Genomic DNA, 14,430 nt, shown 5'->3' with positions numbered 1-14,430 from the left:
AACCTGTTTGGATAGCTGCAAGTGGGGAGAGGTATTTTGATACGATGAAATAAAGGAGGATGATGCTAATAGATATCATAACAATTAAGGCTATAACTTGTATATATGCTGCTTTAAATATAGGTTTATTTATAATATCAGCGCTTTCGGTAATACAAGCTGTATAAGCAAAGACTTTAGTACAAGCTCCAAGTCTTTCTTCATTATTTAACTTATAAGAGAAGAAGTTGTTATCACCATGAGCTTTATATGCATTTAGAACAGGAGAATGGTCTACCGAAGGATCTAATAAAGCTTCGTTGGTGGCTGCAAAAATTTTATCTTTATTATCAAAAACAAAGGTATTGCCTGGAGTTCTAGCGATTTGATCTTGTAAACTAGTTAATAAAATATCAATTCCTAAAACACCAATAAATTTACCATCCTTATAAAGAGCTTTAGAGTAAGTAATGCAGTATTCATTACTAATAGCATCAATATAAGCTGGGGTTATATAGATTTGATTACTATTTCTAGCTTCTTTATACCATTCCCTAGTAGTTGCATTATAGTTGTTGGCTTTTCCATTTATAGTTATATTAGTATTTTTTTTCTCGCTTAGATCACTACTCATGATATTTTCACCATTATCTAAACCAATATAAACAGCAAGCAAATTTCCACTATTGCGGTAGTATTTTAATATGGCCCCTACATTATTAACTATGTTATCTTGAGAATTTAGTGCTTCATAGGGTAATTTTAATATATCTTTTTCAAGAGTATTAAGCAAAGATATATTTCTGGATCTAAAATCCTCTATAGAAATTTGTGTTGCTTTAAGAAGTTCTGTTTCAGTATAAAGCGTACTTTGATACAAAGAATCTTTTGTAAAGTAAAAGCTAATGATGCTCAAAATACTTAAAGCAAAAATTGCAATTGAATTTGCAATAACAGAAAGTTTTATTTTGATATTATTCATATTTTTCCTTTTAAATTTAATTAATTTTTGTAAAAGAACTTTTAACATTAATTTTATAAAATATAAAATAATGCTAAATTTTCTTAAGAATTATAAATTAAAAAATCTAAATTTTTACTTAAATATAAAAGTGATAAAAAATTTCATTTAATAAATATTAAATTAATTTATATTTATTATTTTTATTTAAATAAATATCGCTTCGAAAATTCTATGTATTAAGCTTAATATCGTTATAATTTAAAAAATTTATATCGAAGGAAATATTTTGAAAAAAATTCTATTATTTATTTTATCTTTAGGGATATTTTATACTTTCACACAAGCTAAAAATTTAGAGCAAGAACAAAATACTAGTAGCAATTTAGTTAGTGTCAGTATAGCACCTCAAGCATTTTTTGTTAAAAAAATAGCTGCAAATACTCTAGATGTCAATGTTATTTTGCCCCCAAATAGCAATGAGCATAATTTTGAATTTAAACCAAGTACTATGAAAAAACTTGAAAAAAGTGATATTTATTTCACTATAGGCTTAGAATTTGAAAAAGTTTTTACGGATAAATTTAAACAAAATTTTTCAAAACTTCAAGTTGTAAATATGCAAAAAAACATAGCTTTGATTCAAACTCATGATACACACGAACACTCTCATGAGCATGAACACCACGAACATGAGCATTTTGATCCTCATACTTGGCTAGATCCTATTTTAGTCCAAACTATGGCTTTAAATATTTATGACGCCTTGATTCAAAAATATCCACAAAATAAAAATTTATATAAACAAAATTTAGATAAATTTTTAGCAGAATTAGATAGTTTAAATTTACAAATTGCCTCAAAATTAGAAAAATTAAAAAATAGAGAATTTGTAGTTTATCATCCTTCTTGGACATATTTTGCAAAACGCTATAATCTTACGCAAATTCCTGTAGAAATTTTAGGTAAGGAACCAAAAAGCAAAGATTTGCAAAAACTTATCACTCTAATGAAAGATAAAAATTTAAAAGTCATTTTTGTTCAAAATGGTTTCCCTGAAAATGCAGCAAAAACACTTGCTAAAGAATGTGATGCAAAAATTTACAAAATAGATCATTTATCTTATGATTGGGAAAATGAGCTTTTAAAAACTGCTGATGCCTTTTCTCATAATTTATAATCAGGTTTTTTGATGCTTTTTTTTGAAATTTCTAATCTAAACTACGCTTATAATAATGAAATCATCTTAAAAAACATCAATCTTAGCTATGACAATAAAGACTTTCTCTCTATCATAGGTCCAAATGGCGCAGGAAAATCAACACTCGTAAAACTTATCTTAGGACTTTTAAAATCCAAAAATGAAATCCATTTCAAAGCTCTTCAAAAAAAAGAAATAGGCTATGTTCCTCAACACACTCTAGCCAATCCTAATTTTTGTCCAAGAGTACTTGAAATCATTCTTATGGGACTTGTAAGTAAAAAAATTTTTGGTTTTTATGGGAAAAAAGATAAAGAAAAAGCTATGCAAGCTTTAAAAAGTGTAGGAATGGAAAAATTTTGGAACAAAACCATTGATTCTCTAAGTGGAGGACAAAGGCAACGTGTTTTTATCGCAAGAGCCTTAGCTAGTGAATGCAAAATGCTTATTTTAGATGAACCTACCGCAAGCGTTGATAACAAGTCTGCTATACAAATTTTTGAACTTCTAAGCTCTTTGCACCAAAAAGGCATGGGAATTTTACTCATTTGTCACGATATCAACCTTGTATTAGCTTATAGCGATAAAATTGCACATTTAAACAAAGAACTTTTCTTGCATACTAACACTAAAGAAAAAGAAAAAAGTTCATTTTTAAAACATTTATACGAAAATCACTCTCATTTTTGTGATGTAGAAATGAGTTTAAATACTTGTTTTTGCGATGAAAAAAATTGCGATAGCAAAAAACTATGCGAACAAGAATTTACAAGAAGAAATTTGAAAAAAACAGAATTTAAAAAAGAAAATTTTTGTTTAAAATTTTCAAAGGAAAATAATGCTTGAAATTTTAAATTTCACCTTTTTTCAAAACGCTTTACTAGGAGCGATTTTAGTCAGTATAGCTTGTGGGATCATAGGCACTTTGGTGATGATAAATCGCCTTTTTTCTATGGCTGGAGGTATAACACATGGGGCTTTTGGTGGTATAGGTATAGCTTTTTATTTCTCTTTGCCTATTTTATTAAGCACGGGAATATTTACTTTATTTTTGGCTTTTTTAGTAGCTTTTTTAGCTAAACACTATGAACACAGAAGTGATAGTATTATCGCTGTAATATGGGCTTTTGGAATGGCTGTTGGGATTATTTTAATCGATTTAAGCCCTAGTTATAACACAGATTTAATGGCTTATCTTTTTGGGAGCATTTTGGCTGTAGGAACACAAGATTTATGGCTTATGGCTTTGGTTGATAGCGTGGTGGTGCTTTTAATTTTATTATTTTATAGACAATTTGAAGCATTAAGCTTTGATGCGGAATTTGCAAAAGTTCGTGGTATCAATACAAGTTTTTTTCATTATCTTTTAATCGCCCTTATGGCTTTTTGCATAGTTATTTCCATACGCCTTGTAGGGCTTATTTTAGTTATGGCTTTACTTAGTATCCCAAGCTTTATTGCTGAAAATTTTACCAAAAGACTTGGCTTTATCATGATTTTGGCAAGTTTTTTAAGTATGATTTTTTGTGTTTTAGGACTTATACTTAGTTATTATCTTAATCTCTCAAGCGGTGCTTGCATCATAGCTGTAGCTTGCTTTGGTTTTTTAGTGCATTTGATAGGCAAATTTTTAAAAAGGTAAAGGTGCAAAAAATACTTGGACTTTTATATCTTTTTGCCCTTGTTCTTTAAAATACAAATGTTCGCTTGCTTTAAAAACAAAAAATTTTTCTGCGATTTTTCTTTGTAAATCTTGAGTTTTTTCACATAAAGGATACACAAGTTTAATATCATAAATTTTAAATTTGCAAGCATAAGCAAACATTTGATACAAATCGCTTTGTTCTATACCCTGTTTTTTCTCATTTTCACTATCATTTGGAATTTTCCATTTGGTATCTAGGATCATTTTATTTTCTATATATAAATCAGGCTTTAACATGAAACAATTTTCATCATTTTTTGAGATTAAATACTTTCCATTGTTTTGAACTTTAATATCTTGAGCTGGATTTACTTTTTTTAGCATATAAGCTACATAATCTTCAAAAATTTTCTCCATAGGAAAAAGCAAAGCAAAAGCTTCATTTTTACCATGATAAGGCATAAAACTTTCATTTTTTAAGAAAATTTTACACCACAAAAGCAAGTTTTCATAATAATCAAAATGTCTTGAAATTTTATAACTAAAATCTTTTTCATAATTTTTAGAAAATTCTACCTCATCGAGAATTTGCATAGATTTTATAAGTCTAAATTTATTCAAACTTGTTTTTGATTTTAAAAAATTTAGCGTTGATTTTATCAAACGATTGGGTGCTATATCTAAAACAAACTCATCGTTGCTTGTAAAAAATCTTTCTTTGTGTATAAAATTTTGCTTGATATGCTCGTTAAATAGTAATTTTCCCTTTAAAAAAGCCCTATTTTCTTCGCAACTTAGATAAGATCTCATCAAGCCTTTTTTATATACGCTATCAAATTCATCTAAAAACATAGTGATAAACACTTCAAATAAAGGAATTTTAGAACTTTGCAAAGATGAAATTTGCGATTTTTTAAAGGGGGAGTTTTTTAAGGTTTTTAGCATATTTATCAAAAGATTTTTAGGATTAAATTTAAAATCTTTTTCATAAAAATCATTATTTTTAGAAATATTGTCTAATTCATAACATCTTCTTAGTTTTTCTTTGTCATGATTTGAAGAACTATCTTCTTTTTTATAACTATCTAAATTCGTGCATTTTGGCAAAATCTCCAAAACCCCGCTTTTAGTCTGTATAATGCCGACATAATTTTTAGCTTTTAAGGAATTTTTGTTTTTAAAGCCTAGAAGATTTTCATTATTTTTTGCAAAGTCTTCTAGCTCTTTATAAAACCCTTCGGCCTTTTCTTTGAAAATTTCTTTTAAATCTTCTTTAGAAAAAGCTTGGTATTCGATGATGGAAAAAGTGCTATTCATTTTCGTTTTTTAATTTATTTGCTATTTCATCATTATAAATTGCTTGATATATTTCTATTTTATCCCAAATTTTATCATCAAATGAAGCAATATTATAAATACTTCTCTCGCTATTAACACTATCTAGATTTTTTATTTTTTGAAGATATTTATCATCTTTTTTATCTTCAAAAATCATACCATTATCATTTAAAACCTCATTAATCAAAGCATAATCATTATAAAAATACTCTTGCAAAAGCGGAATAATTTTATTTTGAAAAACTTTTTTTAAATCTTCTAAATTTTCAACACTTACAAAAAATGCATGACCTATGGTTTTTTCTCTATCTAGTAAATATTCTATACGAGTGTTTATAGCTTTTAATAATTCTTGTAAATTAATACCTTCGCAATCCATAGATAATTTGCTCACATCAGGCATCATCTCAATAAATTCAAATCTTCTTCTTAAAGCTGTATCAAGAGAAGTTATGCTTCTATCGGCTGTATTCATAGTGCCTATGATATAAACATTTTTAGGCACTCCAAATTTTTCACCGCTATAAGGCAAAGTCACTTTTAACTCTTCTTTTTCACCTATCCTTTTACTAGGTTCTATCAAGGTTATAAGCTCACCAAAAATCTTACTTACATTACCACGATTGATTTCATCGATGATGATTATATAAGGTTTTAATTCTGGCTTTTCACTAGGATTATTATCTACTTTATAATCTTGTTCTCGTTCTTTAAACAATTTAACTAGCTGAAAATAGTAACTATCGATTTGTCTTCTATGTTTATTATTTAAAATTTGCTTAATGCTTCTTCCGTTTATAATCTTATCTTTATTTTCCAAAAGCGTTTTAAAAATTTCTAAATTTAAATACAAATTTGCATTAGTATCATCTGTGATAATTCTATATTTTTCATTATATTCTTCTAATTTAAATCCACCACTTTGAATTTTTTCTATAAATTTTTGTTGATCTACTAATTCATCTAAAAAAATTTCTATTTTGTTTTCTAAATCTTCACTCTTTACAAATTCTTCTTGTGTTAATAAAGATACTTTGTAATTATCCAAAGCTTTTTTACAAAGTTCTTTAAAAATTCCGTCTTTTATTTCGTATTCTACTTCCTTAGAATTTTCTTTGCTATCTATGCGAGGCTTTATGCCTTCTACAAATTCTTCATATCCATAGCTTTGATGAAAAGTGGTAAAAACTATTTGTCCATTTTTTACATACTCATCAAATTTTGCTTTTTTCTCATCTCTGTTTTCTAAATTTTCACCTAAAATTTCTAAAGCTTTATCTATAGTATGATAAGTTTTTCCTGTCCCTGGAGGCCCATAAAGAATTTGATTTAAAGGTATATTTTGATTTTCAATTAGTATCTTTTCATTTTCGCTTTGCTTAATCGCACTAAGATTTGAGTTGCTTAATATATCTTCAAATAATGGTTTAGCATATGACTCAACTTCATTTTTACCTAAAACACTATATTCCAAAAATCTATTCGAAGAGTATTTTCTAATATTATTAATACTAGCAATAATTTCTATCTTTTGATTTTTTATTTCTACTTTAAATTCTTTCTCACCACCTCTTGTCTTCAAATACTTAACCATATCTTTTGAAACATAATTTTTATAAGCATTGACATATTTTACAAATTCCAAATAATGAGATTTAATACAAGCATGCGGACATCGATTGCTGCTCTTAAGATCATATTCTCGCAATAGCCCATTTTTTAATTCAAATAACAAATTTGTTAAAACTTCTATAGAATTTATTTGAAACGTATCAAAATCATCTCTATTGACAATATTTAATCTTTTACATTCTTTAATTATGTCTTTTGTAGCTTTGATATATTGATTGTAATTTTTTAGTCTTTTTTCCAAAAATATCTTAAAAATTTTCTCATTTGAATCTTCTATTTGTGCTTGTGTTTTATTTCCATTTGAAAAATGAAATTCAGCAATATTCATACTATTTTCCTTTTAACCTACAAATATAAAATTTTATAGTTTTTTGTGTTTATATTTAAATTTAATTATATAAAAGGTAATTAAAAAATCATATTTCTAAATTTTCACCACTCCACAAAGGTTCTAGCTTTTTTTATATCATTAAAATTTATAGTAGTTTTTTCTTTATTTTCTAAATTTTCTAAAGTGATATTTTCATCATCTACAGCAATGATTTTTGCTTCGAATTTTTCTTTTTCATTGGTTGTGATCTTCACAAGTTCACCTATACTTTTTGCAAAATGTTCTATCTTGCTAAGTTTTCTTTCAAGTCCTGGTGAAGATACTTCTAAAAAATACTCTCCATTTACAGGTGACTCTACATCAAAAATAGGCGATAAAATTTCACTAAGCCTTGCACAATCATCAAGATTTACCCCGCCTTCTTTTTGTACATAAATTCTATAAATTTTTCTGCCATTTTCACTTACTAGCTCATCATCATAAAAACTAAGTCCTGCTTCTTTGCAAAGGGCTTCAAGATTCATTTTTATCCTTTTTTATTTTTTCAAAAAGTGCATCCATATGGTTTTGATACTCAAGCCTATCATCAAATTTAAAATGAAAATTCGGACACCTATACCAGCCCTGCTCACTCATGCAGTAATTTTGCAAAGCTCTACTTGCCTTTTTTAAAGAAGATAAAATTTTTTCTTGCTCATGAACATTAAAAAACATCTTATCAAGATACACAAAAGCATCGTATCTGCCTTTTTTACACTCTACATCCACTACACACAAATTTTTCAAATTTTCATCATCTAAATTTGCTAAAGCTTCAGGGATCAGCTCTTTTAAGATACTTTCAGTGCGTAGTTTTTTAATCTCACTTGGGTTCATAGACTTGCTTGTTCCTCTACTTCTTTATAGCTTTCTATATAATCACCCACTCTCATATCATCACACCCTTCTATACCTACGCCACATTCATAGCCTTTTGCCACTTCTTTAGCATCATCTTTAAAGCGTTTGAGTGAACTCACATTGCCTTCATAAACCACAACTCCATCACGGATAAGACGAATTTTAGCTCCACGGTTAATCACCCCTTCAGTTACCATACAACCTGCAATTTGTCCGATTTTTGGTACATTGATCACTTGTCTAATCTCTGCTTGTCCTAATTGCTCTTCAGAAATAATCGGGCTCATCATACCACCAAGTAAGGCTTTTACATCGTCTAAAAGATTATAAATTACATTATAAGTTTTAATTTCTACGCCTTTATCCTTAGCACGCTCTTTAACTTCCCCTGTTGGGCGTATGTTAAAACCTAGTACTATAGAGTTTTCACTCGCACTTGCAAGCTCTATATCACTTTGCGTGATTCCTCCTACTCCACTATGAATGATATTCACTTTAATCTCATCATTTCTAAGTTTTTCTAAACTTGCCTTTAAGGCTTCTAAAGATCCTTGCACATCAGCTTTTAAAATAACAGGCAAGGCTTTTAGATTACCTTCTTTGATCTTAGCTCCAAGCTCATCAATGCTAACTTTAGTGGATTTGCTAAGTTCTTTTTGGCGATTGTATTCGTGGCGTTTATTAGCATATTCTCTTGCTTCTTTATCGGTTTTTACTGCGATTAAAATTTCACCTGCATCTGCTACTTCACTAAGCCCTACGATAACCCCACATTCGCCTGGTTTAATTTCTTTTAAGGCTTTACCTTGATCATCGCTCATCGCACGCACTTTTCCATAAGCCTCGCCTGCAACCACGGTACTTCCTATAGTAAGTGTTCCATTTTGCACGATGATAGTAGCCACCGCACCACGCCCTTTTTGCACAGAACTTTCTATAATGCTTGCTTTAGCAAAACTTTTTGGATTGGCTTTAAGTTCTAAAATATCAGCTTGTAAAAGCACGATTTCAAGCAAATCTTCAATCCCCATTCCTGTTTTAGCCGAAACTCCTACAAATTCATAAGATCCGCCCCATTCTACTGGCATGATTTCCATTTCTGCGAGTTGAGTTTTTACCATATCGGGATTTGCTGCTTCTTTATCCATTTTATTAATAGCAATAATAATAGGCACACCTGCTGCTTTAGCATGATTTATCGCTTCTTTGGTTTGTGGTTTTACCCCATCATCTGCGGCTACAACGATGATTACAATATCAGTGATACTTGCACCCCTTGCACGCATAGCAGTAAAAGCTTCGTGACCTGGAGTATCGATAAAAGTAATTTTACGCCCGTTTTTTTCTACCATATAAGCACCCACGTGTTGGGTAATACCCCCTGCTTCTCCACTTGCAACGCGTGATTTTCTGATATAATCTAACAAAGAAGTTTTACCATGATCAACATGCCCCATGATGGTAATCACAGGCGCTCTAGTCACTAAATCTTTTTCATCAGTCTCTTCTTCATAGTCTTTTACATAATCAAACTCATCAGCCTCGTTAATGATATTGATCTCTATACCAAATTCAGCAGCCAAAATTTCAATCGCATCTTCATCTAAGAAATCATTTTTTGTTGTCATCATTCCAAGCATGAAAAGTTTTGAAATCACTTCACTAGTGCTTTTTCCTATCTTATCAGCGAATTCATACACACGAATTTCTTTAGAAATAGCAACGCTACCTACTTCTTCTACTTCCTTTTTTTCAATCTTTTTAGATGGTTTTTTACGACTTCTTCTTTGAATTCCACCTTCAAGCCCAAAACCCGCAGAATTTCCAACAGCTTGTCTTATAAAATTAGGTTGTTTTTTATTGATATTTTGTGGTTTTTCTTGTTCTTTTACACTAAAATCAGGTAATACTACCTCATCTTCATCATCTAAAGAAATATCACCAAAATCATGTTCATCTAAAAAATTCATTTTTTCGGTACTTTCTTTTTTACTCGCAACAAAAGATTTTTTTTCTTTTTTCTTTTTCTTTAAACTCTCATCAGCATTTGAAAACATAGTTTTTAAACTTAAGCGCTCTTCATTATTGATAGATATATCATTTGAATTTTTTACTTCTTCTTTTTTAACTTGAATTTCTTCTTCGTCTTTTTTCTTTTTAACAATAACAAGTCCGCGTCTTTTGGCTAAAGTTGCACTAGCAAGGCTTTGTGGCTTATGAGCATCAATAATTTCTTGTTTTTCTTCCTCTTTTGCATTTTCTTTTTCAATTTTTAATTCTTCTTTTTTAACTTCTTGTTTAAGCTTTTCTTCTTTTTTAGGTTCTTTTTTTTCAGATTCATTTAGCTTTTCTTGTTCTTTTATATTTTCTTTTTTAGGCTTTTTTGCTGTAGGAGTTTTGATATTTTTCTTAAAAGCTTCTGGAATTTCTCTTGTTTGTATATACTCATAAATAGCTGCCGCAATCTCAGGTTCTACAGCATTTGATGCTGTTTTAATTCCAAGTCCTAATTCATTTGCCTTTTCAATAATTTCCTTACTATCATAACCTAATTCTTTTGCGATTTCATGAATTCTAATCTTTGCCATTTAAAAATATCTCCTTAAGTCCTTGCTGAGTAATTTTAGTATTTAAATTTTTACATATTTTAGAAAATGCTTTTTGTAAGACTTTATCTTCTCTCTCAATACAATTTTGACATAAATATCCGCTTCTTCCATGTTCTGCTTTAGGCACAATATCTCCTAAAACAACTTTAAATCTAAATAACATATTTTGCTCAAAGCGGTTTTTACACACTATGCACATTCTAATTGGTATATGTTTTTTCAAAATTATATCTTTTTTTTATATTTTTTAGCAAATTTCAAAGCCATTATCATCAAATTCTAAATATTGCACACGAAAATCTTTAAATTTTGTTTGTATTTTCTTTGCTAAAGCTAAAGCATCATCTTTAAAAGCTAAAGAAAAAAAGCTCGATCCCGAACCTGAAAGTGTGCTCATTAAAGCTTTATTTTCTAAGGCAAATTTTTGCACTTCAAAAAGCTCGGGTAAGTTTTTCATACGATTGATTTCATGGAGCTTATCTTGACTTGCAAATTTTAAAAATTCATATTTTTTCTCCAAAAAACAAGCGGTTAAAAATGAAGCATGAGAAAGGTTGAAAACCGCATCATTAAAACTTAAATTTTTGGCCAAAGCTTGGCGTGATTGTTCCGTGCTCATTGCCAAATTTGGGATCACAACCACAGCAGCTAAATCTTTATCAATCTCTTTTTTGATACTATAAACTTTATTTTTTTCAACCAAAGAACACACAAAACCACCAAGAGTAGCTGGAGCGATATTATCTGGATGGTTTTCATAAATTAAAGCTTCATCTAAAATACGTTCTTTTTCTACCTTAAATCCACTCATATAATAAGCACTGGCAATAGCTCCAACAATCACAGCTGAAGAGCTTCCTAATCCTCTTGAAAGAGGAATGTTATTTTGAAAAATAAAACGAAAATTATCTTTTTTTCCGCTTAGTTTTTCATAAATTTCATAAAAAATATTTACAAATATATTGTTTTTTTTAAGAAAAATATTATCACTTCCCTCGCCTCCAATACTAATGCTAAAAACACCTGATTTTTGGATTTGAGTTTCATTAAAAAGCTTTAAACTAAGTCCTAAACAATCAAAACCTGGCCCTAAATTCGCACTCGTAGCTGGAACTAAAATTTTCAAATTTCATCCTAAATTGCATCTAAAAAATAAAAGGGAAGATTATCATTATTTAGTTTAAGCTCTTGTAAATTTTTTGGTAAAAAAAACTCTGCTGGGATATTTTGCTCTAAACAAATTTCACCTTCCTTATATACAAAACAAAAATTTTTATTTGCACTTATGGGTTTATAGCCATTTAATTCAAAAGCACTCACCGCAAATAAAGGAATATTTTTTACTATACTTAAAGTACTCAAACTTACATAAGAAATTTTAATCCCCATATAAGAACCTGGACCATTAGCATAGATTAAACTTGTAAAATCATATTCTTTAAGCAATTCATCTAAAATTTTTGGTAAAAATTCGCTTGCTTTTTCTTCACTTTTATAAGTTTTTATAAGTTTATCATCTTGATAAATTCCGATCATTAAAGGCTTAGATAAAGTATTAAGTAAAAGAGAAGTTTTTATGCAAATACCTTTTCATAAGCTTTTTGGGTTGTTTTTTCAAGGCTTACAATTTCATAAGCATCTTTATCTTTTAAAACTTCTTTAGTAAGTAAATGATTTAAATGATGACTCCCAGCATATGAAGTATAATCTCCAAAAACACGATATCCAAGTAAGGTTAAATCTCCAATTGCATCTAAAATTTTATGTCTTACAAACTCATCTTTGAAACGCAAACCCTCAGGATTTAAAATACGATTTTCATCTACTACTATAGTATTTTCTAAACTTCCACCTAGTGCTAAATTCATACTCCTAAGAGCTTGAACATCTTTTAAAAAACCAAAAGTTCTAGCCCTTGCTATGTTTTCTATATAATTTTTTTTGCTGAATTCAAAATTGTAACTTTGTTCACCTATGACAGCATTGTCAAATTTAATTGTGTAATTAATACGGGGTTCTTTAGTAGGAGTTAAACGCACAAATTTATTACCATCTCTTACTTCTATAGGCTTTTTAATTACCATAATTTTTTTAGGCACATCAAGTTCTTTTACCCCTGCTTCATCAAGCATCATACAAAAACTAATACTTGATCCATCCATAACAGGAGCTTCATTTGCATTTAAAACAATGCGTACATTATCGATTCCATAAGCATTAATCGCACTCATTAAATGCTCTATTGTAGAAATAAACCCTCTTTCATCTCCTAAAACAGTTGCCATTTGAGTATTGATCACATTTTCAGGACTTGCCTTATAGCTTGCATTAAGATCACTTCTAAAAAATACTATACCACTATTTGCTTCTAAAGGCTCTAAAGTAATTTCTATGGGTTCACCCTTATGAAGTCCTATACCTACGCCTTTGACAGTTTTTGCTAAAGTTAATTGTTTCATTAATTTTTTCCTAAAATTATCTTTTTACCATCATTTAAAACATTGTAAATATTATTTTCTATCCATTTTTTATCTTGCCATTGTTCAGGACGCGTTTCAACCCCTTGAACCAAAACTCCAAAATGCAAATGATCGCCTAAGGCTAAACCACTTGTTCCTGTTTTGCCTATAATGCTTTGTTTATTAATCATTTCATCTAAATCAACATTTTTAGAAGAACAGTGCCCATAAAGACTATATACTCCAAAACCATGATAAACAATTAAATTTAAACCATAAATTCCATTTTCAGCAGCAAAAACAACCTTGCCTGCGTTATTACTTATGATAGGAGCTTGTGCTACGCTTGCTAGATCAAGCCCCATATGATAAGAATCACTCACAAATTGCCCATTATAAGAATAATACCTATGATCAGCAAAATCCGCTACTTTCATACCATTTTTAAGAGGTAAAAATAAATTCAAATCAAAATTATCAATTTTTTCCTCAGGTACTTTTGAAGTGATTTCATGGATAAGTTTTTCATTGCTATTTCTTAAAGTTTCATTGACAAACTTAAATTTTTCATAACGATTGAGATTATTATCTTTTGGAGCGTACTGATTTGCTAAATTCTCAATCTTTCCATCTAAAAATTTATCCGTTAGATTGATATTTGAAACACGATATTTACGATTAACAAAATAATACCTTATACGTTCTTTTGAAATATTGCCCGCTTTATCCGTAGCGATAACAAATGCACGAAATTCCTCATCTCTTGCATCCCAAGCAATCAAAGCCGCATAATATCCTTCTTTTACATAAGGTGTGGCTTTAAAGATTTTACCTTTATTTGTTTCTATATACACCTTATCTAAATTAGCATCATCAGCCTTAAAAACAACTGCCCCAGCACCACCTTGCTCGATTTGGTAAGAATTGCTTATGATATTGATTTTTGGAGCCGTATTATCTACTAATACCGCAATTTGTTTTCTTGCTTCATTGCCACTAAAAAAATTCCAAAAACTAGAATCTTTAGCTATCGCCTCCAAAACAAAAGATTTTACATTTTCTTTGTAACCAAATTTTGGCAAAGCAACTTGTAAGGTAATATCTTTTAAATTAGAAATCTTTTCATCTGCTATAACCATTGCACTAGTATTGTCGTCTTTATGCAATATAATTTGTACGTTTTTGATAGAACTTTCATCATCTTTAATATGCACTAAAATAGGTTTTTTAAGATCAGTATATACAACATCTGGCATTAAAATTTGAGGAGGATTTTTTTCAAAAATACTTAATCTTGAAATAAAAAAAATCAAAATTGCTATTAAAACTAAAATTAAAACAGATAAATAAGTTTTGCCTTTTCTTTTTGCCATAA

At 29.3% G+C, this 14,430-nt stretch carries 14 protein-coding genes; 3 read left to right on the top strand and 11 right to left on the bottom strand.

Annotation, left to right across the window (positions count from 1 at the left end):
- A partial coding sequence (locus tag AJ882_RS08335) for a cache domain-containing protein (RefSeq protein WP_214283310.1) occupies nucleotides 1–961 on the bottom strand: 961 nt, incomplete at its 3' end.
- Between the two features lie 268 nt (nucleotides 962–1,229).
- Here AJ882_RS08335 and AJ882_RS08330 point away from each other — a divergent pair.
- The 3 genes from AJ882_RS08330 to AJ882_RS08320 are packed head-to-tail and all read left to right on the top strand — an operon-like array spanning nucleotide 1,230 to nucleotide 3,783.
- Nucleotides 1,230–2,120: a metal ABC transporter solute-binding protein, Zn/Mn family gene (locus tag AJ882_RS08330; protein WP_014517164.1), complete on the top strand. Its 891-nt coding sequence runs from the start codon at nucleotides 1,230–1,232 to the stop codon at nucleotides 2,118–2,120.
- Nucleotides 2,121–2,132: 12 nt separating this feature from the next.
- Nucleotides 2,133–2,987: an ABC transporter ATP-binding protein gene (locus tag AJ882_RS08325; protein ID WP_002872129.1), complete on the top strand. Its 855-nt coding sequence runs from the start codon at nucleotides 2,133–2,135 to the stop codon at nucleotides 2,985–2,987.
- Nucleotides 2,980–3,783 carry a metal ABC transporter permease gene (locus AJ882_RS08320; protein ID WP_002860605.1) on the top strand — a complete coding sequence of 268 codons (804 nt, stop codon included), beginning with the start codon at nucleotides 2,980–2,982 and terminating at the stop codon, nucleotides 3,781–3,783. The genes AJ882_RS08325 and AJ882_RS08320 overlap by 8 nt, the downstream gene beginning before the upstream one ends.
- On the opposite strand, the gene AJ882_RS08315 is transcribed toward AJ882_RS08320, so the two are convergent.
- The 10 genes from AJ882_RS08315 to AJ882_RS08270 all read right to left on the bottom strand — a co-directional run bounded on the left by AJ882_RS08315 (nucleotide 3,772) and on the right by AJ882_RS08270 (nucleotide 14,428).
- The gene (locus tag AJ882_RS08315; RefSeq protein ID WP_002935256.1) at nucleotides 3,772–5,103 is read right to left on the bottom strand and encodes an McrC family protein; all 1,332 of its coding nucleotides are present in this window, start codon (nucleotides 5,101–5,103) and stop codon (nucleotides 3,772–3,774) included. The two genes, AJ882_RS08320 and AJ882_RS08315, sit on opposite strands and share 12 nt — an antisense overlap.
- Nucleotides 5,096–7,084: an McrB family protein gene (locus AJ882_RS08310; protein ID WP_002868392.1), complete on the bottom strand. Its 1,989-nt coding sequence runs from the start codon at nucleotides 7,082–7,084 to the stop codon at nucleotides 5,096–5,098. Before AJ882_RS08310 ends, AJ882_RS08315 begins: the two co-directional genes overlap by 8 nt.
- 104 nt (nucleotides 7,085–7,188) lie before the next feature.
- Nucleotides 7,189–7,611, bottom strand: coding sequence for a ribosome maturation factor RimP (gene rimP / locus AJ882_RS08305; protein ID WP_002800873.1), 423 nt, complete (start codon nucleotides 7,609–7,611; stop codon nucleotides 7,189–7,191).
- The gene (gene rbfA, locus AJ882_RS08300) at nucleotides 7,601–7,963 is read right to left on the bottom strand and encodes a 30S ribosome-binding factor RbfA (protein ID WP_002778650.1); all 363 of its coding nucleotides are present in this window, start codon (nucleotides 7,961–7,963) and stop codon (nucleotides 7,601–7,603) included. Before rbfA ends, rimP begins: the two co-directional genes overlap by 11 nt.
- Nucleotides 7,960–10,575, bottom strand: a complete 2,616-nt coding sequence (infB, locus tag AJ882_RS08295) for a translation initiation factor IF-2 (RefSeq protein WP_002868393.1) — start codon at nucleotides 10,573–10,575, stop codon at nucleotides 7,960–7,962. The genes rbfA and infB overlap by 4 nt, the downstream gene beginning before the upstream one ends.
- A complete protein-coding gene (locus AJ882_RS08290) occupies nucleotides 10,562–10,819 on the bottom strand; it encodes a DUF448 domain-containing protein (protein WP_002859353.1) in 258 nt (85 codons plus the stop codon). Before AJ882_RS08290 ends, infB begins: the two co-directional genes overlap by 14 nt.
- Before the next feature lie 24 nt (nucleotides 10,820–10,843).
- Nucleotides 10,844–11,722: a homoserine kinase gene (gene thrB / locus AJ882_RS08285; protein WP_002851909.1), complete on the bottom strand. Its 879-nt coding sequence runs from the start codon at nucleotides 11,720–11,722 to the stop codon at nucleotides 10,844–10,846.
- 8 nt (nucleotides 11,723–11,730) lie between these two features.
- On the bottom strand, nucleotides 11,731–12,132 hold the full coding sequence (locus AJ882_RS08280; protein WP_002851789.1) for a tRNA threonylcarbamoyladenosine biosynthesis protein TsaB: 402 nt from the start codon (nucleotides 12,130–12,132) through the stop codon (nucleotides 11,731–11,733).
- A 38-nt stretch (nucleotides 12,133–12,170) separates the two neighbouring features.
- Nucleotides 12,171–13,055, bottom strand: a complete 885-nt coding sequence (gene lpxC, locus AJ882_RS08275; protein WP_002869857.1) for a UDP-3-O-acyl-N-acetylglucosamine deacetylase — start codon at nucleotides 13,053–13,055, stop codon at nucleotides 12,171–12,173.
- Entirely contained in the window at nucleotides 13,055–14,428 is a 1,374-nt protein-coding gene (locus tag AJ882_RS08270; protein ID WP_002876253.1) for a M23 family metallopeptidase, read from the bottom strand. Before AJ882_RS08270 ends, lpxC begins: the two co-directional genes overlap by 1 nt.
- Between the last annotated feature and the right edge of the window lie 2 nt (nucleotides 14,429–14,430).

It is taken from the genome of Campylobacter sp. BCW_6461 (assembly GCF_001762735.1).
Taxonomy (GTDB): domain Bacteria; phylum Campylobacterota; class Campylobacteria; order Campylobacterales; family Campylobacteraceae; genus Campylobacter_D; species Campylobacter_D jejuni.
Note: the sequence above shows the minus strand (reverse complement) of the source record. Positions and strands in the feature narration are given on the sequence as shown.

Coding starts and splice junctions, on each gene's coding strand:
- AJ882_RS08270 (WP_002876253.1), bottom strand. CDS start 14,428: ATGGCAAAAAGAAAAGGCAAAACTTATTTATCTGTTTTAATTTTAGTT.
- AJ882_RS08325 (WP_002872129.1), top strand. CDS start 2,133: ATGCTTTTTTTTGAAATTTCTAATCTAAACTACGCTTATAATAATGAA.
- AJ882_RS08280 (WP_002851789.1), bottom strand. CDS start 12,132: ATGATCGGAATTTATCAAGATGATAAACTTATAAAAACTTATAAAAGT.
- infB (WP_002868393.1), bottom strand. CDS start 10,575: ATGGCAAAGATTAGAATTCATGAAATCGCAAAAGAATTAGGTTATGAT.
- rimP (WP_002800873.1), bottom strand. CDS start 7,611: ATGAATCTTGAAGCCCTTTGCAAAGAAGCAGGACTTAGTTTTTATGAT.
- AJ882_RS08315 (WP_002935256.1), bottom strand. CDS start 5,103: ATGAATAGCACTTTTTCCATCATCGAATACCAAGCTTTTTCTAAAGAA.
- AJ882_RS08310 (WP_002868392.1), bottom strand. CDS start 7,084: ATGAATATTGCTGAATTTCATTTTTCAAATGGAAATAAAACACAAGCA.
- lpxC (WP_002869857.1), bottom strand. CDS start 13,055: ATGAAACAATTAACTTTAGCAAAAACTGTCAAAGGCGTAGGTATAGGA.
- AJ882_RS08320 (WP_002860605.1), top strand. CDS start 2,980: ATGCTTGAAATTTTAAATTTCACCTTTTTTCAAAACGCTTTACTAGGA.
- rbfA (WP_002778650.1), bottom strand. CDS start 7,963: ATGAACCCAAGTGAGATTAAAAAACTACGCACTGAAAGTATCTTAAAA.